Genomic DNA, 25,535 nt, shown 5'->3' on the forward strand with positions numbered 1-25,535 from the left:
TGGTAAGGCATAGTAGCCATATATGTATATACATGGCTGAGGAGATAAGAAAATTGTCCGGTTTCTTATTCCGGTTTTTTGTTCCATTACTTGTCGCAGCCCTTTAACTAATAAAAGAAATTGCTCGTAGCTAATTCCCAATATTTGTTTGGTACGGAGTGGATATTTGTGAATATAATGAAGTGGATTTTTCATTATGGTAGACCAACGGTAGACACTCAATTTACCGTTCTACCATTTTTTTGTATCCAGATTTATATTTCGGACAGGTCTAAAGGATTCCAGAATCTTGCCTAGAGGTATTTCTGCTGCACCAAGAGTGACACTGAACACCAAGCTGATTAGCAGGATAATTATTCCCAGAACCAGACCTAGTAAAGGTGATATTTGTGGATTTTTTATTCCTTTAGGTAACGTTGTAGTTGCTTTTGCTATTCTCTTTGTTTCGCATCAGAAAACATTACCTATAATTTTTGGTTAACATTCATTTGGGAAAACAGAACTAGGTTAAAATCCTGCTTTTTGCTCCTTTTTTAGAATGCTTTGCGCTCCTCTAAGTGGGCTGTAATCTCCTTTCGGGTTCGCCAAACCGGACGCAATTGTTGACGAGCAAAAAGTGGCAGTTGATCGCTAACATGGGGCGAATTAGGTTGACTGGAATTACCATAACCGATGAGAGCCAATGCTTTGACTGGCTGAGAGAACTCAACAGCAGCAACGTAAGAATCACCTCCGGCTGCTTGAAAGCGTCCATCACCTGTTGGGGCGTAATTCACTACACGGAAAATACCTCTATCTCCATCACCACCATTAGCTGGTAAATCTAAATTGCCAGACCGCAATCGAAAGACATCACCCCAAGCTATATCTAGCTTTTTGTAAGCTTTTTCTACTTTTGCTGCTGCATCTGCCAACGCTTTCACTGCACTTTGAGGATCGGCCAAGCCGTCAGGTGTTTTGAATGGAGATTTCTCGTTCCAAGGAGTCTTAAACACCGTATCGAAGTCTATAGCGTCAACCCAGAAACTAAACAGTACAGCACCTCGACTATCAGCATCAGCTTTGCGATCCCATGCTGCTAAGACATGGGCGGCGCGGCGTGTTAATTCATCCTGTTGCTGTTGAGCAGCCCCAATCAACTCATCGAGAATCCTTTCGGCTAATTCCATCCGGGTAGAATGCTTGTAAGCAACCATTTCGTCAAACGAAATGCTTTCATCTTCAGCTAACATCCTAGCAGAACTCTGCGCCCGGAAATACATTGGTCCTCTTGGAGCCATGTAAGGTGGATAATCGTTTGCTTTGATAGCTAGTGGAGAAGTTGTAGTCCAAGGTGGATCGTTGGCATTTTGCAACCAACCACTAGCAGGATCGATGACTTTGGGCAAATCTTGGTAAGGATGATTTTTAGTCCACAAAGTTTTGGATGTATCACCAGGGATTATACCTTGCCAGTATATAAAGTCTCCTTGTTGACGCACGGGAACCTGACCGTTGAATAGGTGCATGATATGTCCTTCGCGGTCGGCATACATGACAGTAAACATGGAAAGTTGCAACCGTTGTAGTACCTTCTGAAACTGGTTGAGATTTTTGGCTCTAGCCATATCCCACCACTGGGCTAATACACCAGAACTGTCTTGCCCAACAACACGCAGTGCTAAAGTGCTATCTTTCTTGCTCACTACAGGCCCGTGAACAGAACTTTTGACTGTAAATATTTGTTCGCGCAACGAGCCATTTTTCTGCTTCACCTTTAATGGAAAGCTTGCTGTTTCAAAGGGGCGAACTTTGCCATCAAAAAGATAGCCATTGTTCTGCAATTTCAGTTCGTAGGCATCCCAACCATCATGAGTATTGACAGTGTGAGTCCAACCTAAATTATCGTTGAAGGCGATCGCTAATACGGGAATACCAACCAATGTTGACCCGTAAGCATCAATCCCAGGCGCAGTAATTTGAGCTTCGTACCATAATAAGTCTCCCCAAGGCAAGTGAGGGTTAGCTAACAGCATCGCCTTGCCACTAGCAGACCTTTTTGGTGCGATCGCCCAACCATTAGAGGCTGCTGGAGACTGATGTTGACTCACCTGTGCAACACTCCCCTGATTGACCACAAAAGTAAACAGCAGTAACCGTTGCAGGTGGCTGAGTACATCTTCTGGCTTGACTGGTAACACTACTTCTACTTCATCGTCAATTAAATTGCGATGTTCTTTGGCATAGGCATTAATCCCATCTGCAAAGGCATCTATGTAACTCCGAAACGCCGGGTTTTGGGCTTCATACCAAGCGATCGCTCTTTTGGGTACACCCATCGTTAGTACCCATTTGTCTGAATCTATATATTCCTCTCCCCAATATTCGGCAGCCTTTCCCCTTGCTTGTCCGTAAAGGCGCAACAGCAAGTTAGCATGACTTTGCGTTTGCGCCCACCCAAAGGCTTTAAAAGCTCCTTGGGCATTACTACCGTAAATATGGGGTATACCGTAGGTGTCCCAAAGAATTTCTGTACTTTTGGGTGCAGAGCTTATACTCTGGCTACTCACTGCCAACGTAAATATGATGCTCAGTAAAAAAGGTAACAGCCTTCTAAATTGTTTCTGCCAGCCCAAAGGACTATCAAGCTTAGTTTTATCCGTAAAAAACATTTGATTTGAAGTAAAAGATTAAAGACTGCGATCGCCCAGCAGATATCAGCAAAACAGCAGTAAGCAATCGCGGTAGGCTAGCAGCATTCCTGCTCAATAATTCAAGCGATCGTCACAACACTCAAGCCCAGCAGTGGCAAAATGATTATGCCACTAAGGATGTACTTGAATAATACGGCTAACAGTCAAGCCTGTAACTAAAAATGAACCACACAACAAAGAAATAAAATTATTCAAGTAAATAGGGTAAAGTTGAGGGCAAATTATCCAAGAGTTAAGATTTAATATGTTTGTTTTCATGACAATTTGAATTCGCACTAAAATTAAATTTTTCCTTGTATTTTAAGTTTCAATAATACAAGTATTGTAGAGAAGTTAAAACCCTCTACAAATAGCAATGGCAAAGTTATAGAAGTATTAATTTTGACCAGATAGCTCCTCCATTTTCTTTCGCAAACTTAGAGGTCTCATATCAGTCCATACTTCTTTAATGTATTCTAGACATTCTGATTTCAGCCCACTTTTACCTGCATCTCTCCAACCAAGAGCATTTTCTCTATCAGCAGGCCAAATAGAATACTGTTCTTCATGATTAACCACAACTTTATAAATAGTTTGGTTTTCTGTATCGGCGTTATTCATTGTTTATCGACTCCAAATTTGTCTATTTAGATTGCTTACTTCCTAAAAAGATGACATGAAAATTATGTTCAGATTTTACTATATCACCCTCTTTACCATAGATATAAATATCTGTAAATCCTACATTTTTGAGAGCTGTAATAACTTCTATTCGAGAATAACCTCTTACTGAATTATTAATATCTAAACGTTGCCAAAATTCCTCTACTTTTTGAAAGATAGTAATTTTAAATTGACCTATTTTTGCTTCTGGGTTATAGCTATCACAACAAGCCCAGGCGAAATCGTCTTTTACATCACCATCTGAAATTGTACCATGCCAAGATTTATAAAAATCTTCTAAATTTAATCCAAACAGAAAAATTCCATTATCCAGAAGTGAATCATATACTTTTTTGAATACTGCTTGCAAATCTTCAAGAAGTAATATTTCATTAAGACCTGCATTAGCGCAAATCACTGCATGAAAAGTAGACGGCAAATTAAAAAATCTGGCATCATCAAGGATAAATTTTGCACTGGGGGCATTCTCACGCGCATATTGCAACATTCCTGCCGAAATATCAAGACCTGTTACTTGATATCCTTGCTCGCTTAAACTTTGTGCTACGTGTCCAGTACCACAACATAAATCAAGAAGGTTTGCCCCTTGATGAACATTATATTGTTGTAGTAGCTTTTCAAAAGCTGGCAAAACTGTTTGGCAGTATCTTTGACCCCAATAATCATTATAGATTTTAGCCCAAGGGTCATATGTAGCATTAGGTTGAATTGTAACCATGTCCTTATTTTTCTATTGATTATTGAATTGATTTATCAATGTAACTTTTAAGGTAAAAAGCCACTTTCTCGAAGTTCCTTGATACTATCTTTCACAGCTTGAATAATGTATTCTAAATCTTCGTCAGTATGGGCTGTTGATAATAAACCGCCATTGGGAATCATAAAAACTCCACGAGAGATAAGATGATAAAAAATCAAATCCAAATTTCCTGAAGCAGAATCTTCAGAATCAACAGCATTTCCTAAGGAAACAGAAGTAAATATGGAACCACAGTTTGCCAAGCGAATCGGTACTTCATCTTCTTGAAAATAAGTATTCAGTTTTTTTACAAACTGAGAAGTACGTTCATTTAATTGTTGTTGAAGGGCATTACCTTGGCTTTGTAAATATTTAAGGACTGCTCGTGCAGCAGCCATAGCCAGGGGATGTTTACAGTAAGTTCCGGCAAAAAATGTTGTTTCTACTTGAGGAAAAGATGCGTCTCCATAGTTCCACATCCCACCGTCTATTCTATCCATGTAAGCTGCTTTGCCAGCGATAATTCCAATGGGTAAGCCACCACCGACAATTTTTCCATAAGTTGCTATGTCTGCTTCAATGCCAAACCATGCTTGCGCTCCACCTAAATGAATCCGGAAGCCGGTAAGCATTTCATCAAAGATTAAAGCGATGCCAGATTTTTGAGTGATTTCTCTCAATTGAACAAGAAAATCTTGCGGTTGTATATCTGGTCGTTCATCTTGAATAGGTTCGACTAAAACAGCAGCTAATTCATGTTGATAAGCTTTAATTATTTCTAATGATTTGAAATCACCATAATCCAAAACTAAAATATCTTGAGCTACGTTCGGCAAGACACCAGGAAAACGTGGAACTACAATGAATTGGTCGTCTATTTTCTGTCTTTTAACTAAAGTGCCATCAAAATGCCCATGATAAGAACCTGCAAACATGGCAATTTTTTGCCGGACTGTTGTAGCGCGTGCTAGGCGTATTGCTGTCATCACAGCTTCTGTGCCAGTATTACTAAAAGTCACACGTTCCATACCTGTGAGTTCACAGAATAACTGTGCAACTTCACCAGCTAAATCTGATTGTGGTCCAATATGTATGCCTTGCTCTAATCGCTCTTGTATGGCTTCTTTAATAAAAGATGGATTATGACCAAAAAGATTGACTCCAAAGCCCATCACAAGGTCTAGATATTCGTTACCATCAATATCCCACATTTTAGAACCAGAAGCACGTTTGCCAATAATGGGATAGACCATTTCTTTGAATACCTTGTGAAATTCCATAGAATTTCTTCTATCGGCAAGTACAGAACGATAGACTTGGGTTAACTGCTTTGATGTTTGTGTTTTATTGATGTAACGGTCAATGAAATTTTCTAGTAGCTGTTGTTGAAAATTTAAGTTGCTTGTAGATGCTGAATTGGTTAATTGCATGGCAGTAATATGTGGTGAATTATTGGAAATTTAAATGTTTAATAATTTCTGCTTAGGATTTTCTAAAAAACCTGTTTTCAGCAGATATGACAAGTAAGTATTGAGTAACTTCTCATCCACTGGCGGGCAAGTAATGCCAGTATTAGCCAGCCCCTTGGTTGTATTTTGACAATCAAAATTTAATAATATTGAGTTATGATTTTTCGGCGCATTCAACAATAGTACAAGTGGAAATAATGGATGTTCTGGATGGTGTTTCGCAATGTTAATTAAAGCTGCTTGCCATTGTTGCTCAGAAACTTGTTGCAGTGAATAGCCAACGCTACGGAGTAATTTGATGAGTGTATTGGAATGAAAAGGTTGCGGATTTACAAAATGAAAAGCTTTACCAATAGATTGCTCTTGTTTGGATAAATAGACTATAGCTTTGCTTACATAATCTACAGGTGCTATGTCTTCAATCATATTGACATCTGGCACTTTCTCAAGTTTGATACAGCCGATGATTAACCTATATAAAAAGTCATTTTGATTGAATACTCCGGTTTGGCTGTGTCCAGAAACACGTCCTATTCTATATATACATACAGGAAGACCGCGATCGCGGGCAATGGTGACTAACTTTTCGGCAACCCATTTACTCTGAGTGTACCCACCAGATGGTACTTGATAATCATCAAGGCTGTCTTGTTCTCGTACTACTTTTACACCCGAATAACCTTTAGCAGAAAAAACCCCATCAGTTGACATAAAATGCACAGGTTTGACTTTACCTTGAGATGCTAGTCTCAAAACTTCCTGGGTTCCTAATACATTTGCCGCCTTGAGTGTGGCGTATGGGGAAGCATGATGAACCAAAGCCCCATTGTGATAGATTACATCAATTAACTCCGCCAATTCTTGAAATTTCTGCTGAGAAAGTCCCAAGAGTGGCTCAGATAAATTACCTACAGTTGCAATAATCCTAGAACTGAAAGAATTATCCCAAAGTAAATATGATTCGAGGCTATTTTTAATTCTGTTTTTGCCCTCTTCCAAGTTAGCAGCACGTACTAAGCAATAAATATCTGCATGAGTTTGTTGTAAAAGTTCATAAAGTAAAAACGATCCTACAAAACCTGTGGCACCAGTTAAGAAAATTTTAGCAGGCTCAGTTGGATACTTAATTGGTGCTTCAGGACGTATTGCAGAATTAAGGACAGCTTCGGCTTGCCAATTAATTTGATTTTTGGAAGTAATAGCGACAGTAGAATAACCCCTGTTTTCAGCCGTTTCAATACTTTGGGCTAAACTAGCAATTGTCGGCATTTCCCACAAACTGCTTAAAGGTAATTCTATTTGCCATATTTGACGTACTCGGAAAACAAGCTGTGTTAGTAGTAAAGAATGTCCTCCCAAGTCAAAAAAGTTATCTTCAATTCCAACTTGTTTAACCTTGAGCAAATCAGCCCAAATTTTCGCTAGTTGTTCTTCAACTGGTGTACGTGGTGCTATATAGGTTGTTCCAATATTGGAATCAGTCTGGTCAGCTATAGGTAGGGCTTTGCGGTCTATTTTGCCATTGGGTGTAAGTGGTAGTTTTTCCAATAGTACAAAAGCAGAAGGAAGCATATAATTTGGTAGACTTGCTTTGAGTAATTGTCGTAATTCTGGTATCAGTTCGCTATGATTTTTTAAGTCATAATTTTGAGTGCTAGGAACAATATATGCTACTAGGCGTTTATCACCAGGGTTATCTTCCCTAACTACAACTACACTATCTTGCACCATCAAATGCTGAATTAATTTGGCTTCTATTTCTCCTAGTTCGATACGGAAACCACGAATTTTTACTTGATGGTCTACGCGACCAATGATTTCGATATTACTATCACTGCGATAGCGTACTAAGTCTCCTGTTTTGTATAACTTTTTGTCTCCTGCTTTGTTAAAAGGGTTGGGAATGAATTTCTCAGCCGTTAATTCAGGTTGATTGAGATAACCTCGTGCTACACCTTGACCACCAATATACAATTCTCCGGGAATACCAATAGGAACTGGTTGCAGATAGCAATCTAAAATATAAGTTTGAATATTAGAAATAGCTTTGCCAATAGGTATTTCTTGGGTAAAAGTTTGCTCTGATAAATCACAAGTTGTAGCTACTACTGTGGTTTCAGTAGGACCGTAGCTATTGACTAGTCTAATTCTTTTATCTACACATTTTTGCCAAATTAATACTTTATCAGTTAATGCTTTTTCACCACCGATAATCACTAATCTTACAGATAACGGTAAAGTTAATTTGAACGCATATAACTCAGAAGTTAATTGCTGCCAAAAAGCGGTGGGTAAATCTAATATAGTCAGCGATTGGTGTTGGCATTTTTCTAAAAAGTAAGGAATTGAAGTTAACATTTCATCAGTTTGCAGTACCAAGGTTGCTCCCTGTACTAAACAAGGAAAAATTTCTTCGGCGGCTGCATCAAAGCTAATGGAAGCAAATTGAAGAATGCGATCGCTAGAATTTATTTCATATTCCGTGATTGCTGCTTGGGTGTAGTTAACTAAAGACCCTTGTTCAATCATCACCCCTTTGGGTTTGCCTGTTGAACCAGATGTATAGATTACATATGCTAAATTGTCAAGTTGGCTTTGATTGATAAGATTAGTTTGCGGTTGTTGTATGATTAACTCTGCGTTATCTATACATATAACTTTGGCTGAGGTATCTAGATTTGCTGACAAAGATTCCTGGGTAAGCAACACTGACACTTGAGCATCAGCTAACATATACGCTAACCTTTCTTGCGGATATGCTGGATCTAGTGGGAGATATGCCCCGCCTGCTTTGAGAATTGCCAATAATCCTACTATCATTTCTAGGGAACGCTCTACACAAATCCCCACTAATACCTCTGGCGCTACTCCATGTTTTCGTAGGTAATGAGCGAGTTGATTAGCTTTTTGATTGAGCTGTTGGTAAGTTAAATGTTGATTCTCGTGTACTACTGCTACTGCATTAGGTGTTTTTTCTACCTGTGCTTCAAATAATTGATGAATGCACAAGTCTTGCGGATACTCTATTTGAGTATTATTCCACTCAACTAATAAAGTTTGCTTTTCTGCTTCTGCCAACAAAGGCAAGTCTGACAGGCGCTGCTGGGGATTTGCAACTATACCTGCTAGCAAGTTGTCCAAATGCCCTAACATTCGAGTAATCGCATCATCATCAAAGCGATCGCGATTGTAAGCAATTTCTAATGACAACTCTTGGCTAGGTACGACTGTCACCGTTAAAGGATAGTTTGTCCGTTCATCGGTAACAACATTCAAAATTTCTAGATTATCAATTTGCCGTTTTGAAGTGTCCACCGGGTAATTTTCAAATACCAAAATGCTATCAAATAAAGTCATTCCCCGTGGTACTTCACTCCACCCCTGCACCTGTACTAAGGGGCTGTATTCATACTGAGAAATTTCTGCTTGTTGAGCCTGGATATGCTTGAGGAAAGCTACAACAGAAGTATTTGCTGCTACCTGCACCCTCAGAGGTAAGCTGTTAATGAACAATCCCACCATAGATTCTGCACCCACCAGCGTTACCGGACGACCAGAGACGGTGACACCAAAAACTACGTCTGTCTCACCACTGTAATAGCTCAAAAGCCAAGTCCAAGCACCTTGTACTAAAGTATTGAGGGTAATTTGCTGCTGACGAACGAGCGATCGCATCGCTGCGGTTTGGCTGGCTGACAGTTTGATTTGTTGGGCTGCATGATTTTTTATTTGGCTATGAGTGCTACTGTGTGATTTTTCAATACGTAGGTTAGTAGGAGCAGAAAAACCACTCAACGTCTGTCGCCAAAAAGTCTCAGCCTTTGTTAAATCCTGTTTATGTAGCCATTTGATGTAATCTCGGTAAGGACGGGGAGGCTCTAACTGTAATTCTTTACCTTGACAAAAGGCAGTATAAAATTTAAAAACTTCCTCCAGCAACAATGATGTAGACCAACCATCGGTAATTAGATGATGGGTGTTCCAGACGAATTGGTAAGTGTTTTCGCTCAGTTGAATTAACGCCAAACGGATTAATGGCGCTTGGGTGAGATCGATCCCTAAAGTGCGATCGCTCTCTAAAAAAGCTGCTAACTTTTCTTGCTGCTCAGTAGATGAAAGGTCTTGCCAGTTGTAATACTTTAAAGGCAGTTGCACCTGACGCAGCACTACTTGTACAGGTTCTTTTATACCTTTCCAGCAAAAACAAGTCCGCAAAATTGGATGACGCTCAATTACCTGCTGCCAAACTCTTTCAAAGACAGGAATATTCAGTTGACCAGAAAGGGTACATACTAATTGATTAAAATAAACTCCTGTATCTGGTGCAGATAGGGTATGAAAAAGTAATCCCTGCTGCATTGGTGAAAGAGGATAGAAATCCTCTACATTTTGCATACCCATTTCAAACGTCTCCAATTGCTGCAATGATGTTTTCGAGGTCAGTTTCGCTCCACTGAAAGTCTGATAAATCTGCACGAAGCGAGTTATTTTCAGATTCTTGGTGAATTAGCGATGGCGTTCCGCCCAGCGTAGCTGAACGCAATGCTTTGATAAAATTCTGGGCTAGATTTTCAACCGTCCTTTGGCGATGAATCGTATTGCTGTAAGTCCAACTGATTTGTAATTGCTCTGCAACTACAATCGCGTTGATATCTAATAAATGACAACGGCTTCCCCTGGGACTGCGTGCAGCGCCAATATCTGCGTCTGCTAGACTAAAGGGCGATGATTCAAAAAGAACTTGGTCGGATTGTCCCAAATAGTTGAACAGCACCTCAGCTTGCGGTAGAGTTTGCAGTTTTTCTGCTATTGCGTCGCTACTCAGATAACGCAGTACACCATAACCGATACCGCGATTGGGAATCTCGCGTAACTGCTCCTTGACAGTTTTAACCGTCGTGGCTAGGTCAGCAGTTGCTGGCAATTTTAATAGTACTGGGAAAATGGTCGTAAACCAGCCCACAGTCCTTGACAAATCCACATCATCAAATATTTCTTCCCGCCCATGTCCTTCTAAATCTAATAGCAGTGTTGGCTCTCCCATCCACTCAGCAAAAGTTTGTACCAATGCTGTTAGTAATACATCGTTAATTTGGGTTTGATAAGCAGCTGGTACTTTTTGCAACAAAGCTTGCGTATCTGCCACACTCAGGGAAACAGATATAGTACGAGCCGAAGCCTGTGTGTTCTCGCCTCTGGGGAAATCTACTGGGATGGGAGCAATTTGACGGCGGGATTCTGAACACCAGTAGTCTAGTTCTTTTTGAAGTTCGACTGATTGTACGTAGTTTTTTAGCTTTTGCGCCCACTGCTGGAACGAAGTTGTTTTAGCTGGTAATTTAATTGCCTCACCCGCTTGTATTTGGGCGTAAACAGTTTGGAAATCCTCTAGGAGAATGCGCCAAGAAACACCGTCAACAGCTAAATGGTGAATGATTAGTAGTAAGTAGCTGGGCTGATTTGTACCACGGTCAAAAATAGCCTCTTGTACTAAGGGACTCACAGAGAGATTAAAACTAGCTTGTAATTTTGTAGCTGTGGAGGCGATCGCCTTTTGTTGTTCTTGCTGTGACAATGTAGAAAAATCATAGCGGATCGCTGGCACAATATCTGTGGGAGTAGCGATCGCTTGCTTCCATCCAGATTCCTTGACAAAACGTAGGCGAAGTGAATCATGATGCAATATTAACTGCTGCATGACCTGCTGTAAAATCTCCCTGTCGAGATTTTGTCGCATTTCCAGCAAAATTGCCTGATTGTAGTGATGTGGCTCAGGCTGATTTTGCTCAAAAAACCAATGTTGAATCGGGGTGAGAAATACATCCCCTTTGACTAATCCCTGCTCTGCTTGGATAGTGCGAACCGTACCCGCCACTGCTGCTAATTTTGCAATTGTTTGATGGTCGAACATCTGCTTAGGAATCAGTTGCAAACCAGCTTGATTAGCTTTAGCAATAATTTGGATACTCAAGATGGAATCTCCGCCCAACTCAAAGAAGTTATCGTGGATACCTAAGCGTTCCACACGCAAAACTTGAGTCCAAATGTCTGCTAATAATTTTTCAGTCGGTGTAGTAGGTGGTACAAAAGTACCTGACGCGGCTCTAACTTGTTCTGGTGCTGGCAATGCTTTTGTATTTACTTTGCCGTTATTTGTCAAAGGCAATTCCTTCAATGGCACGAAAACTGAGGGAACCATATAATCAGGCAGCTTTTCTTGCAAAAAGCTTTGCATAACGTCGATAGAACTGGGTGATTCTGCATTCCAAACAATGTATGCAGCTAAACGTTTGTTACCTGGAACATCCTCCCGTGCTATGACTACGGCTTCCTTTACCCCTGAATACTCTAAAATTACAGACTGAATCTCTGCTAATTCAATGCGGAAACCGCGAATTTTTACCTGGTCATCAATGCGTCCCAGATATTCCAGAACTCCATCTGCTCGGTAACGCGCCAAATCACCTGTTTTATACAGCCTCTCTCCTGGTGTTTGAGAAAATGGGTTGGGAATGAACTTTTGTGCTGTCAATTGCGGCTGATTGAGATAACCTCTAGCTAATCCTAAGCCACCAATGTGTAAGTCACCCACTACACCAATCGGTACAGGTTGACAGTGTTGGTCAAGAACATATAACTGGGTGTTAGCAATAGGCTCACCAATAGCGACTGAAGTTGAAAGATTTTCTCCTGGTGGTACTTTGTAAATGCAGCAACCGACAACTGTTTCTGTCGGACCGTATTCATTTACCAACATTGTCTCTGGTGCAAACTCGCGCCAAAAAGCAATATCTTCAGCCAACAAATTCTCACCACCAATGATGAAGGCTCTAGTGCGACCTGCGGCTGATTGCGGTGATAAAATCTGACATAGTAACTTCAAGTGAGCCGGTGTAATTTTCACCAAGCTTAAGTTAGAGCGATCGCGTAAAGCATTAGCCAGAGTTTCAATACCTTCGTCTGGTGAAAGAATTTCTACCTGATTCCCCACCAGTAAAGGAGAGAAAAGGCTGGTAATCGTTAGGTCAAATCCTAAAGGAGAGTGAATTATTGTTCCTGTACCTTGCTCCACACCATAAGCTTGGCTACACCAACTGAGGTAATTAACTAATCCTTGATGGTGAATTAATGTCCCTTTGGGTTTACCAGTCGAACCGGAAGTGTAGATGATGTAAGCTAGATTCAGAGTTGTAATATCACTGACTGGGTTATTTGTTGACTGTTGGTTAATGATTTGCCAATCAATATCTAAGTAAATTACTTGAGTTGCAGAAGTTGGTAGATTTGCTGCTAAATGTTGTTGAGTTAGTAGTACAGGTGTTTGAGCATCTTTTAAGATAAATGCTTGACGTTCTAGGGGATAGGTTGGCTCAATCGGTAGATATGCTCCACCTGCTTTGAGGATACCTAATAAGCCAATGACCATTTCTAAGGATCGTTCTACACAAATCCCCACAGGTACTTCTAGCTTAACTCCTAATTGCTGTAAGTAATGAGCTAGTTGGTTAGCACGAATGTTGAGTTCACTATAAGTGAGTTGTTCATTTTCAAACACTACCGCTACTGCATCTGGTGTTTTTTCTACCTGCTCCTCAAATAATTGGTGAATGCACTTATTTTTGGGATACTCAGCTTGAGTAGTATTAAAATCAACTAGCAGTTGATGTAGCTCGTTTGGCGGTAATATCTCTAACGCACTAATTGCAGATAACGGATTTTTTAAGACACTGTGCAATAAAGTCTCAAATTCGCCTGCCAAGCGATTGATATTTTCGGCGCTAAATAAGTTAGCATCGTAATGAAATTCTAAATTTAAATAATTGTCGCTTTCTAGACAGGAACATTTAATTTTAAATCTGTCAATACAGGTATACTGTTTGTAAATTGAAAAGTAAATATTAGTAGGAGAAGCAATATATTTCTCATTTTGTGATTCAAAATCAAAACAAAATGGTAAACATGATTCTGTTATATCTTTATTATTTTGTTTAATTTGCTCCCAATTAAAACTATCCTGCCATTCAGAAATTTCTTGGAAGCATTCTTGAGTTTGCTGTAGAACTTCACTAAAAGAATTAATTGATGTTAAATGAGTATGTAACGGTAAATATTTAGCAAATAATCCTAACGCTGTTCCTAATTCTTCGTAATTACGACCATTAGTAGCCGTACCGATAACTATTTCCGATTGTCCAGTCAAGCGCATGAGCAACACTTGCCAACAAGCTAATAAGAATACGGAAACAGAAGCATTATATTTCTCGGCTAAAATTTTAATTTTTTGATTTAAATCATGATTTATCTGCAAGCTGACAACTTGAGGTTTAAACTCTCGATCGGCTTGCGATTGATTCTCTAATGGCAAACTTAAATTCAGAAGATGAGCAATATCCTGTTTACGCCAATATTCTCTACCTGTTTCTGTATCTTCTGATTCAAGTAATTCATTTTGCCATTCAGCAATATCAGCATACTGTAAAATTTCGTCAGATAATTCCTGGTGGAAACAAGCTGCGTAGGAAATGCTGATTTCTCGCACCAGGTTGTTCAGAGTTCCAGAATCCGCGCACAAAGCGGGTAAACTTAAAAGCAATATATATTTTAGCGCCGATAAAGTTATGAAGGCGATCCGCAAATTTTGCCCTTTTTCATAATCAAAAGGCAACTGAAGCATATCCTGAAAAATTTCATCAACTTTAGCTTCTTGTTGCTGAGTTTCCCAGCCAGTTAGATCGTATTCATCTTCCCAATTAATGTCACTATCATTGATTACTTGAACTGGAATTTTCATCCCCGGCAAGCATTTAAATTTAGTCCTAAGTATCTCATGTTTATTAACAACATTTTTTAAGGCTAAATTCAGATTATCTCTGTCTAGCTTGCCTTCAATTAAAACTGCTACTTGGGCGCGAAATGGTGTTTGTTTATCTGCGTGCTGTAACAACCATAGATGTTTCTGGAGTGGGGAAATTCGGACACCTTCAAGAATTTGGGGTTGCATCATATTTGAAACCAAAAATTATATTTACGCCAAGGAAATAGGGTTATGAGTTACTGCTAATGTTAGATTTTTGTTTAATATTCATTAACTTCTGACGAACTGTGTTTTTATACTCTTTTTCTTGATTGAGTTGTTTTTGATAGTCAGATTCTTTAAGTTTTTCTACTAACTGGGATAGTTGAATATCTGGTTGTGCGATCGCACATTGTAGAAGTGTTTCTAACTGTTCTGCCATGCGGACTATAGTGCTGGATTCAAATAAATCAGTTTTATATTCAAAGCAACCATTAATACCTTCTGCTTGCTCAGAAAGTAATAACCCTAAATCAAAAGGAACTCTCTGCTTGTTGGTATCGAATGGGCTAAGGGTGAGATCTGGTAAAGACAAAGTGAGTTTTTGAATATCTGCTGTGGCTACATTCTGGAAAGCAAACCACACTTGAAATAGGGGATTATAATTTAGGTCGCGCTCTAGCTGCAATTCTCCAACTAACTTTTCAAAAGGCAAATCCTGATGCGCATAAGCTCCTAAAGTTACTTCACGTGTCCGATGGAGCAATTGGCTAAAACTAGGGTTTACTGAAAGGTCTGTTCGCAGAACTAAACTATTGACAAAAAAGCCTATTAATCCTTCAATTTCGCTGCGGTTGCGATTGGCAATAGCTGAACCTACAAGGATATCTTCTTGCTTAGTGTAGTAGTAGAGCAAGGTGTTATATGCAGCTAGCATGGTCATAGAGAGAGTAACATCCTCCCGCCTGCTAAGTAATTTCAGTGCATCGCTGAGGTCTTTGGATAGTTGGAATGATTGGGTTGTGCCAGTATAAGTTGGCTGCAAAGGTCGAGGTCTGTCTGTGGGTAACTCTAGCTTTATAGGTGCGTCTTTGAGTTGCTGTTTCCAGTAGTTTAGTTGGGTTTCTAGTACCTTTAAGCGCAACCATTCTCTCTGCCATACAGAAAAATCTGCATACTGAATTGGCAAGTCAGGGAGTGTCAGCGATTTCCCTTGGCTAAAAGCTGCGTAAAAGTCTGCTAGTTCCCGAATGAGTATCGTCATTGACCACAGGTCGGAGATAATGTGGTGCATTGTCAGCAGTAAAACATACTCTGCTTCGTCTAGCTGTAGTAATGTGGCTCGTAGTAGTGGTCCTTGGGCTAGGTTGAAAGGACTTTGTGCTTCTGCAAGTGCAATGTGCGTTGCTTCCGTTTCTCGTTGTTGAGGCGATCGCTCATTTCCTCTTAGGTCTACTCTCGCTATAGTAATCTCTGTAATCGGTTGAATTTTCTGAACTGGTTGCCCTTCAACTGTAGTAAAAACTGTACGTAAGGTTTCGTGACGGCTGACGACTGCTTTCAGACTTTGCTCTAAAGCTGTGATGTTGAGTGACCCAGTTAAGCGCACAGCCGTAGGAATATTATAAGTATGATTTCCTGGGTCTAATTGATCGAGCAACCAGAGTCGTTGTTGAGCAAAAGATAAGGGTAAGTTTTTACTCCTGCTAACAGGTTTTATTGGCAAAGTCTCCAACTTTTCCCCAGTTCTGATTTTCGTTTCTATTCTCTGGGCGCATTCTGCTATGGTTGGCGACTCAAACAAATAACTTAGCGGTATCTCTACTCCAAAAGCGTCCCGAAGGCGAGATATTACCTGAGTTGCTAACAGTGAATGTCCGCCTAAATCAAAAAAATTATCATGATTGCCTATACATTCTCTACCAAGAATTTGTGCCCATATTCCTGCTAGTACCTCTTCTACAGGAGTGCGTTGAGTTTGTACAACTTGGTTTTCTGTAACTGGTGCAGATTTTTGTAAAGGTCTAACTCTTGGAATTTGCGCCAGAGGAATTTGCGCTAAAAGTGTTTGCAGTGTTGCTTCTGGATTAGAAACAATCCTGTTTAATAGAGTTAAAAAATGTTCTAAAATCTGCCCTACATCAGCACTATCAAAACGACGTCGATCGTAAACGCATTTCAAATGGAGTTCTGATTCAACAGATGCTATGAGGGTGAGAGCATATTTAGTTTGTGCGCCAATGGAACGCGAATCAGATATGTTAATTTTTAGCTCAGCAGACTGTAATGCATTTACATCTACAGGATAGTTCTCGAAAACTAAGAGACTTTCATAAAGAGGTAAATGTCCCGGTAATTCACTGCATTGATGAACTTGCCCTGCATTGCTGTGTTCGTATTGTCGTAACTCAAGATTAAAATTTTGGATATTGTTGAACCAGTACCATAACTTTTCTTGCGGATCGATTTTTACTCTTAAAGGCAAAGTATTAATAAAAAGCCCGATGGCTGATTCGATTCCTGGTAAATTTGCTGGACGACCGGAGACTGTAATCCCAAAAACTACATCATCTTTATTACTATAGCGGCAAAGAAGTAATGCCCAAATTCCTTGAACTAGAGTGTTCAATGTTAGGCGATGAGATTTTACTAAAGATTTAATAACTGTTGTACTTGTGGCATCTAAATATATTTTTTGCTCATCATATTTTGCTTTATTAGCACTATTAGTTAAGGGTTCTGCTGTTATTCCTAATGGAGTGGTTTTTGTAAAATTTTTTAAGTTTTTTTGCCAAAATTCTTGAACTTGTAATTCATCTTGTTGCTTGAGCCAGGCAATATAATCTTTGTAAGGGCGAACTGGTTTAAGGTGTAAATCTTGACCTTGGCTTAAAGCTTGGTAAAAAGATAAGAATTCCTGAAATAATAAAGGGTTACACCAGCCATCCATGAGAATATGATGAGAAGTCCAAACTAATTGATAAGTACGATCGCCAGTTTGGAAAAGTGCCAAATGCATCAGAGGTGGTTGAGATAAATTGAAACCGCGATCGCGATTGCTTTGAAGATAAGCTTGCAATTGTGCTTGTTGTTCTAGCAAAGAATATTCTCGCCAGTCTTGCTGCTCCAATGGGACTGCTACTTGTCGCAACACTACCTGAAGTGGCTGCTCTTGCTCTTTCCAGACAAAGCCTGTTCTTAAAACTGAGTGCCGTGCAATAATCCTCTGCCAAGCTTGCTCACAAGCCGACACATTTACCTCTCCCTGTAAGGTGAAAGTAGATTGCTCAAGATGAATACCTGAATTGGGAGCAAATAATGTCTCAAACAACATCCCTTGCTGAGTTGGAGACAATGGATAAATAGCTTCAATATTTTTCTTATTCATTGCATTTTCCTCCTAATCCAAACCCATTTGTGCAAGAACTTTTTCTAATTGATTTTCATCAAGCATTACATCAGGAAAATCTGAAGGAGTATAACCCCCAGCCTCTGGAGATAGACAATGAGCAATGAGTTCACACAGCACTTCTTTAAACTTTTCGGCTATAAACTTGACTGTAGTTTGACGATGAATATTTTTGCTATAAGCCCAATTCACTCTTAGCTTGCTGTTAGTTATTAAAGCGTTGATTTCTAATAGATGGCTCCTTTGACCGTGCTGGCTCAGAGCTAATCCGCTAGATTCTCGAGCAAACTTAAACGAAGAAGACTGAGAAAATGTCTGGTCAAACTGACCCAAGTAATTAAAAAGCACTTCAGCTTTGGAGGTACTATTGAGCGATTCTGTTATTTGTCGATCGCGACTTAAATAGCGCAGTACACCATAACCAATACCTCGATTGGGAATACTCCGCAGTTCTTCTTTGACTATCTTTAAAGCTGTCCCTGGATCTAAAGCTGCTTCTAAATTGATGTGGACTGGAAAGATACTTGTAAACCAGCCGACGGTACGAGATAAATCTACATTGTCGAAAATTTCTTCCCGTCCGTGACCTTCTAACTCTACTAATAGAGATTGATTCCCAGTCCAACTAGCAAAAGTTTGCCCCAGTGCCGTGAGCAACACATCATTAATTTGAGTGTTATAAGCTTGCGGCACTTCTTTTAAGAGTGCTTGAGTTTCTTCGGCATTTAGCTCTATTGATACGATCTCTTTAGAAGCTTCTGTGTTTTCTCCATTGAGATCATCTACTGGCAGAGCGAAAATTTCTTTTTGAGACAAAGCTAACCAGTAATGCTGTTCTTGCGCTAAGGCTTCTGATTTGGCATACTCCTGTAGATCGTATGACCACTGTTTAAAGGAAGTAGTTTTCGCTGGTAACTTAACAGTTTTGCCTTGACTTAGCTGCTCATAAACTGTTTGTAAGTCCTCCAGCAAAATTCGCCAAGAAACCCCATCTACAGCTAAGTGATGGATGATAATCAATAAACGGCTTGGCTGATGACTACCCAAATCAAACAACGCTACTTGAATTAAAACTCCACTGGACAAATCGAAACTTGCCTGTAATTTGGTAGCCGCTGCTTCGATAGCTGGCTGTTGTTCTGCTGCTGATAGTGTAGAAAAATCGAATCGTGCCAACGTTACTTCTTTTTCAGGTGGTGCTATTACCTGCTCCCAGCCAGAATTAGGTTGCTCAAACCGTAGCCGCAGAGCATCGTGGTGGATGTATAAATGCTGTATACTCTGCCTTAACACATCTGGAGCGATCGCTGGTTGAATTTCTAATAAAACAGCTTGGTTGTAATGGTGTAACTCTGGTAAATTTCGACGGAAAAACCATTGCTGGATGGGTGTCAGAGGTACTAAACCTGTAACAATCCCTTGCTCGGCTTGAGTAGTCTCGTCAGTAGTCAGACAGACGGTAGCTAATTCAGCAATATTTTGGTACTGAAATAACTGTTTTGCAGTCAGCCTTAAACCTGCTTGGTTAGCTTTAGCAACTATCTGAATAGTTAAAATTGAATCTCCACCTAGTTCAAAGAAGTTGTCTTCAATCCCCACTTGTTCTACACGCAGAACTTCTGCCCAGATTTGAGCTAGTTTAGCTTCTATCGGGGTACGCGGAGCTATAAACTGTTTATCTAATTCTGGTCTAACGTCATCTGGTGCTGGCAATGCTTTTCTATCTACTTTGCCATTTGGTGTCAGTGGTAAAGCTGGTAACTGCACGAATGTAGCCGGAATCATATACTGGGGCAAATTCTGACCGAGAAAGTGACGCAATTCACTAATTGCAGGTGCAGGTTGTTGTTTCGCCACCCAATAAGCAACTATTCGCTGTTCTTCAGCAATAACCACAGATGCTTGTACTGCTGGATGTTGGCTAAGTACCGCTTCAATTTCTCCTAGTTCAATTCGGAATCCGCGAATTTTAACTTGGTGGTCAATACGTCTAAGGAACTCTATATTACCGTCAGGTAGGTAACGGGCTAAGTCGCCAGTTTTGTACAGACGCGCACCTGGTTTATGACTAAATGGGTTGGGAATGAATTTTTCTGCTGTTAGCGTTGGGCGGTTAAGATAGCCTCGTGCAAGACCAGTACTAAAAATGTATACTTCACCAGGTATACCAATTGGTGATAGTTTTAACTGACTATCCAATATATAAATTTGAGTGTTAGCAATTGGGCGACCAATAGTAATTAAATCATCTTCTGCGTTAACAAGAGAAAATGTAGAATAGGTCGTATCTTCCGTAGGACCATAAAGATTAAAGACGTTTTGTACAGAAGTTTTTTGATACAACTGTTGCACCACTTTTTGAGGCAAAGCTTCACCTGCTAAATTAATGGTACGTACACAAGCGAGTATACCATCAATTCTAAGTAATTCAGCGATCGCGGATGGAACAGTATTAATTAAAGTTACTTCTTGAGCAGCAACTGAAGAGTGCAAATGCAACAGATTTTCTGTAACAATTACTTTACCACCCCAGCTTAGAGGCACAAATATTTCAAATACTGATAAATCAAAACAGATAGAGGTTGATGCTAAAACACCAGATAGGTCTTGGTAGCTAAATATTTCTTTCGCCCAATATATTAAGCCAATAACGTTTTGACGATCGATGACCACTGCTTTTGGTTGACCAGTTGAGCCAGATGTATAAAGAATGTAGGCATTATTAATTGATGAAACTAGAGTATTAATATTTTCTCTGCTTTCATTCTTGATAATTTGCCAGTCTCTATCAATACAAATTGTTTTGGCTTGATGAGGAGGTAATGTCTCTAATAGATGTGCTTGAGTCAGTAGTATTTTTACTTGAGCATCTTGGAGCATGAAAGCTAAACGCTCTTGAGGGTAATTTGGATCTAGTGGTAGATATGCCCCGCCTGCCTTGAGAATTCCCAATAGCCCGACGATCGTTTCTATGGAACGCTCTACACAAATCCCCACCAGTACCTCTGTCCCAACTCCCAGTTTTTGCAAGTAATGTGCTACTTGGTTAGCTCGCTGATTTAGTTGGTGATAGGTAAGTTGCTCATTTTCAAATACTACTGCAACTGCATCTGGCGTGCGTTCTACCTGTGCTTCAAATAGTTGATGGATGCACTTGTCTTGGGGATATTCAACCTGAGTTTGATTCCAGCCTACTAATAATTGGTGTTGCTCATCTGCTGTTAACAGGGGTAATTCAGAAAGCTGTTGTTCTGGATTAGCAATGATACCACCTAGTAACATCTGTAAATGCCCTGCCATCCTTTGTATAGTTTGCGGCTCAAATAAATCGATACTGTACTCTATAGTTCCTACTAGTCCCTCCTCTGTCTCTCTCATGTTTAGTGTCAAATCGAACTTCGCAGTACCGCTGTCACTTTCGAGAGTACTTAAAGTCAAACCAGGTAACTCTACCTCTGAGTTTTGTGCATTTTGAAGCACAAACATCACCTGGAATAGGGGTGTATGGCTTAAGTCTCGCTGTGGCTGTATTTTTTCCACTAGCAGTTCAAAAGGCGTATCTTGGTGGGTATAAGCTCCTAAAGCTACTTCTTTAACCCGATGCAGCAACTCTTGAAAACTGGGATTGCCTTCAAGATTAGTCCGCAACACCAGGGTATTGGCAAAGAAACCAATTAAACCTTCTATCTGGCTGTGGTTACGATTAGCGATGGGAGAACCTATGACAATATCATTGCTTCCGGTGTAGCGGTGTAGCAGTGTCTTAAAAGCTGTCAGTAAGGTCATGAACAAAGTGCTTCCCTGTTGCTGGCTCAAAGATTTTAACGCCAGAGATTGCTCAGGAGACAAACAGAAAGAATATTTTGCACCACGGGAGGATTGAATAGTCGGTCGCGGATAGTCAGTTGCTAACTCTAGTACGGCTGGCGCACCATCTAGCTGTTTTAGCCAGTAAGCAAGCTGGGATTCTAGTACTTCTCCCTCAAGCCATTGTTTCTGCCAAGCTGTGAAGTCTGCATACTGAATTTCGAGTTCGGGTAAAGGCGAAGGTTGCCCCTCACAAAAAGCTTGATAAAGTATTGCTACCTCACGCACTAGCACATCTATTGACCAACCATCAGAGACAATGTGATGCATGGTCAATAGTGTGACGTATTCCTGTTCGCTCAAGCGGAGTAATTTCACTCGTAGCAGAGTGTCAGCCTCTAGGTTAAACGGCTGCTGCGCCTCTGCTAGGGCTAGTTGTCTGACCTTGGTTTCTCGTCGATCTGGCGGTAATTCGCTCAGGTCAATTACTGATAATAACCCTGGTGTTGTCGGTGAAACGACTGCTATGGCTTGCCCTTCGACTGTCCGAAAATTGGTTCGCAAAACTTCGTGACGGCGGAGAATTTCATTAAAACTCTGTTCTAGTGCTGCGAGATTTAACTGTCCTTCTAGGCGCACAGCAGCAGGAATATTGTAAAAAGGGCTATCCGGCTCTAACTGGCTAAGAAACCATAATCGCTGTTGGGCAAAGGATAAGGGTAATTCTGGCGATCGCTCAATGCGCTCGATCGGTGGTAACTCTAATCTTTTGTCGGCGTTAATTGCTGTTTGAATTTCTTTAGCTAACTCGCTTAGTGTTGGCAATTCAAACAAGCGACGTATTGGTATCTCTACCTCAAATACTTGCCGGATCTGGGATATAACACGAGTTGCTAGAAGGGAATGTCCGCCCAAATCAAAGAAGTTATCGTTTACACCTACCTTTTCTAAACCCAGTACCTTCGCCCAAACTCCAGCGAGCATTTCTTCTACTGGTGTGGCAGGAGCTACAAAATTAGATTCAGATGTTAGCTGTGTTAGGTTAGGTGCTGGCAATGCTCGTCTGTCTATTTTACCATTGGGTGTCAAAGGTAACGCTTCTAACACTACAATAGCTGTTGGCACCATATAGTTTGGCAGCTTTGACTCTAAGAAGCGGCGCAGTTGAGCAATTGTTACTATTTGCTCTGGATATAGAGTTATATAAGCTACTATTTGATTTGCGGATTCATCTTGGCGCATGACAACCACACTCGTAGATACAGATGGGTGTTGGTTGATAGCAGCTTCAATTTCTCCTAGTTCAATGCGGAAGCCCCGAATTTTAACTTGGTTATCAATCCGACCAATGTACTCTAGTTCCCCACTTGGTAAATAACGAGCTAAATCACCTGTTTTGTAAAGACGTGCATCTGGTTTGCGGCTAAAGGGGTTGGAGATAAATCTTTGTGTAGTTAGTTCTGGTTGGTTCAGATAACCCCGCGCTATTCCAGCACCACCAACATACATTTCACCGGCTACGCCAATAGGTAAAAGTTGCTGGTTTTGGTCGAGTAGGTACACCTGTAAATCTGGGATCGGACGACCAATTACGCTACCTAAAGACTGCATCACATCTTCTTGGGTTAACCGACGATAAGTGACGTGAACGGTGGTTTCGGTAATACCGTACATATTAACGAGCTGCGGTGAGCGATCGCCATGTCGCTCAAACCAGGGTTTTAGGCTTTGCAGTACTAAGGCTTCGCCACCAAAAATAACAAACCGTAGATTCAATGAGTGCTGCTGCAAAACAGCATCGGCTTGAATCAGTTGGTAAAAGGCGGAAGGCGTTTGGTTGAGAACCGTTACCCCTTGAGTGGAGAGTAATTTATAAAACTCTTCTGGAGAGCGACTGACCCAATAAGGCACAACCACTAACCGTCCGCCATAAAGCAGCGCACCCCAAATTTCCCAAACTGAGAAATCAAATGCGTAGGAATGGAATAAAGTCCACACATCATTACTATTAAATTCAAACCAAGCTTGAGTAGCTGCTAACAGTCTTACTACATTGGAATGCTGAATTAACACACCTTTGGGTATACCAGTGGAACCAGAGGTGTAAATTACATAAGCTAAGTTATGGCTGCTGACATCAGTTAATGGGTTTTCTTGGCTTGCTTGAGCAATTTTTTCCCAATCGGTATCTAAACAGATGACTTTGGCTGCATAATCCCCTAGTTGTGCGACTAAGTTCTGCTGGGATAATAAAACCTGAATTTGGGAGTTTTCTAGCATGAAAGCTAAACGCTGTTGGGGGTAGCTTGGGTCGAGAGGGATATAAGCACCACCAGCTTTAAGAATCCCTAAAATGCCAATTACCATTTCTAAAGAACGCTCGACACAAATTCCCACTAATGCCTCTGACTCAATACCCAATTTTTGCAAGTAATGTGCTAGTTGATTGGCTCGCTGATTTAGTTCTCGATAGGTGAGATGTTGCTCTTCAAAAACTACAGCTACAGCATCTGGTGTTTTTTCTACCTGTTCCTCAAATAATTGATGAATGCACTTATCCTGCGGGTACTCAGTTGTGATGGTATTCCATTCTAAAAGTTGATTTTGCTCAGTTTTTGTTAACAAAGGTAGTGAAAAGAGCGATCGACTAGGATTTACAACTATACCCTCCAGTAAAGTTTTTAGATGGACTAATATCGCTCTGATGGTGGCTACATCAAACCTGCTGCAATCATATAAAATCTTTAACGATAACTCTGTACTTACCCCAACTGAAAACGTGATGGGATAGTTTGTCGATTCTACAGACCGAATATTATGGATCTGCATTTCTGTAGCCCATTCTTTTAACGAAGCGTCTACAGGATAGTTTTCAAATACAAAAATACTCTCAAACAGGGGCAAATCTCTACGAACTTCACTCCATCCCTGTACTTGTACTAAAGGGCTATATTCATATTGTTGCGCCTCTAATTGTTGCGCCTGGAGTTTTTGCAGCCAAGGAATCAGCAACTCATTCCCAGAAACCTGTACCCGCACTGGTAAAGTGTTAATAAACAGCCCCACCATTGATTCCGAACCGACTAATGCAGGTGGACGACCAGCAGAAGTTGCTCCAAAAACAACATCTTCTTCACCGCTATAGCGGCTCAGGAGGATAGCCCAAGCTCCCTGTAAAACAGTATTTAAGGTCAACTTGTGCTGTCGCGCTAATGTTTGCAGGGCGACTGTTGTTACTGGTGATAGCTTGATTGATTCTTCCCCAGATCCTGTAGCTGAATTTGACAAACTACCGATTCTCAACTGAGTGGGTGCAGTAAAACCCTTCAGAACCTTACGCCAAAATGCTTCAGCTCGATCTAAATTCTGCTGTTGCAGCCAAGCAATGTAATCTGCATAAGGACGAGAACGTGGTAATGGTAAAACTTGCCCTTGACAAAGTGATTCGTAAGTCTGAAAAACTTGCTGAAGCACTAAAGCTGTAGACCACCCATCTAAAAGCAAATGGTGGCTACTCCAAATAAAATGGTAAGTCTCTTGGGCTAGCTGAATTAAAATCAAGCGCATCAGGGGTGGCTGAGAAATATCAAACCCTTTCTGGCGGTCTGCTTGCAAGAAGACTTCTAGGCTTTCTTGCTGCTCAACAACTGACAAGGATTGCCAGTCATATTCTTGCCAAGGTAACTCCACAAATCTATGCACTACCTGAAACGGCTCTTTGTGCTGCTTCCAGTAAAAAGACGTGCGTAAAATTGGATGCTGATTTATGATTTGTTGCCAAGCTTGTTTAAAAGCTGGAATGTCAATAGTTTTAGTAAACGTATAACAACTTTGAACAAAATAAACCCCTGATTCTGGTGCGGAAAGGGTATGAAAGAGCATACCCTGCTGGATAGGTGAAAGTGGATAGATATTTTCAATATTTTTCTTATTCATTATTAATTACCTTAAGGCTAACCGA

General features: G+C 40.5%; 8 protein-coding genes. All 8 read right to left on the minus strand.

Annotated features, from left to right (window positions below; all coding sequences use genetic code 11):
• Positions 1-533: 533 nt before the first annotated feature.
• The 8 genes from M5J74_RS19505 to M5J74_RS19540 all read right to left on the minus strand — a co-directional run bounded on the left by M5J74_RS19505 (position 534) and on the right by M5J74_RS19540 (position 25,510).
• Positions 534-2,651: an acylase gene (locus tag M5J74_RS19505; RefSeq protein WP_250012819.1), complete on the minus strand. Its 2,118-nt coding sequence runs from the start codon at positions 2,649-2,651 to the stop codon at positions 534-536.
• 417 nt (positions 2,652-3,068) lie between these two features.
• Positions 3,069-3,293: an MbtH family protein gene (locus M5J74_RS19510; protein ID WP_106216956.1), complete on the minus strand. Its 225-nt coding sequence runs from the start codon at positions 3,291-3,293 to the stop codon at positions 3,069-3,071.
• Between the two features lie 22 nt (positions 3,294-3,315).
• Positions 3,316-4,074 (minus strand): class I SAM-dependent methyltransferase, encoded by a 759-nt coding sequence (locus M5J74_RS19515; RefSeq protein WP_250012820.1) that lies wholly within the window; start codon positions 4,072-4,074, stop codon positions 3,316-3,318.
• Between the two features lie 47 nt (positions 4,075-4,121).
• A complete protein-coding gene (locus tag M5J74_RS19520; protein WP_250012821.1) occupies positions 4,122-5,525 on the minus strand; it encodes an aspartate aminotransferase family protein in 1,404 nt (467 codons plus the stop codon).
• A 30-nt stretch (positions 5,526-5,555) separates the two neighbouring features.
• Positions 5,556-9,965, minus strand: coding sequence for a non-ribosomal peptide synthetase (locus M5J74_RS19525; protein WP_250012822.1), 4,410 nt, complete (start codon positions 9,963-9,965; stop codon positions 5,556-5,558).
• Position 9,966: 1 nt separating this feature from the next.
• Positions 9,967-14,568 (minus strand): non-ribosomal peptide synthetase, encoded by a 4,602-nt coding sequence (locus M5J74_RS19530; protein ID WP_250012823.1) that lies wholly within the window; start codon positions 14,566-14,568, stop codon positions 9,967-9,969.
• Positions 14,569-14,608: 40 nt separating this feature from the next.
• Positions 14,609-17,746 carry a condensation domain-containing protein gene (locus M5J74_RS19535; protein ID WP_250012825.1) on the minus strand — a complete coding sequence of 1,046 codons (3,138 nt, stop codon included), beginning with the start codon at positions 17,744-17,746 and terminating at the stop codon, positions 14,609-14,611.
• Positions 17,747-17,758: 12 nt separating this feature from the next.
• Positions 17,759-25,510 (minus strand): non-ribosomal peptide synthetase, encoded by a 7,752-nt coding sequence (locus M5J74_RS19540; RefSeq protein ID WP_250012827.1) that lies wholly within the window; start codon positions 25,508-25,510, stop codon positions 17,759-17,761.
• Positions 25,511-25,535 lie beyond the last annotated feature (25 nt).

The organism is Chroococcidiopsis sp. CCNUC1, assembly GCF_023546805.1.
GTDB classification, from domain to species: Bacteria; Cyanobacteriota; Cyanobacteriia; order Cyanobacteriales; family Chroococcidiopsidaceae; genus Chroococcidiopsis; species Chroococcidiopsis thermalis.

What these genes read in the sequence shown, in the direction of transcription:
- M5J74_RS19540 (WP_250012827.1), bottom strand. Translation starts at nt 25,510, where the DNA reads ATGAATAAGAAAAATATTGAAAATATCTATCCACTTTCACCTATCCAG.
- M5J74_RS19530 (WP_250012823.1), bottom strand. Translation starts at nt 14,568, where the DNA reads ATGATGCAACCCCAAATTCTTGAAGGTGTCCGAATTTCCCCACTCCAG.
- M5J74_RS19505 (WP_250012819.1), bottom strand. Translation starts at nt 2,651, where the DNA reads ATGTTTTTTACGGATAAAACTAAGCTTGATAGTCCTTTGGGCTGGCAG.
- M5J74_RS19520 (WP_250012821.1), bottom strand. Translation starts at nt 5,525, where the DNA reads ATGCAATTAACCAATTCAGCATCTACAAGCAACTTAAATTTTCAACAA.
- M5J74_RS19535 (WP_250012825.1), bottom strand. Translation starts at nt 17,746, where the DNA reads ATGAATAAGAAAAATATTGAAGCTATTTATCCATTGTCTCCAACTCAG.
- M5J74_RS19525 (WP_250012822.1), bottom strand. Translation starts at nt 9,965, where the DNA reads ATGGGTATGCAAAATGTAGAGGATTTCTATCCTCTTTCACCAATGCAG.
- M5J74_RS19515 (WP_250012820.1), bottom strand. Translation starts at nt 4,074, where the DNA reads ATGGTTACAATTCAACCTAATGCTACATATGACCCTTGGGCTAAAATC.
- M5J74_RS19510 (WP_106216956.1), bottom strand. Translation starts at nt 3,293, where the DNA reads ATGAATAACGCCGATACAGAAAACCAAACTATTTATAAAGTTGTGGTT.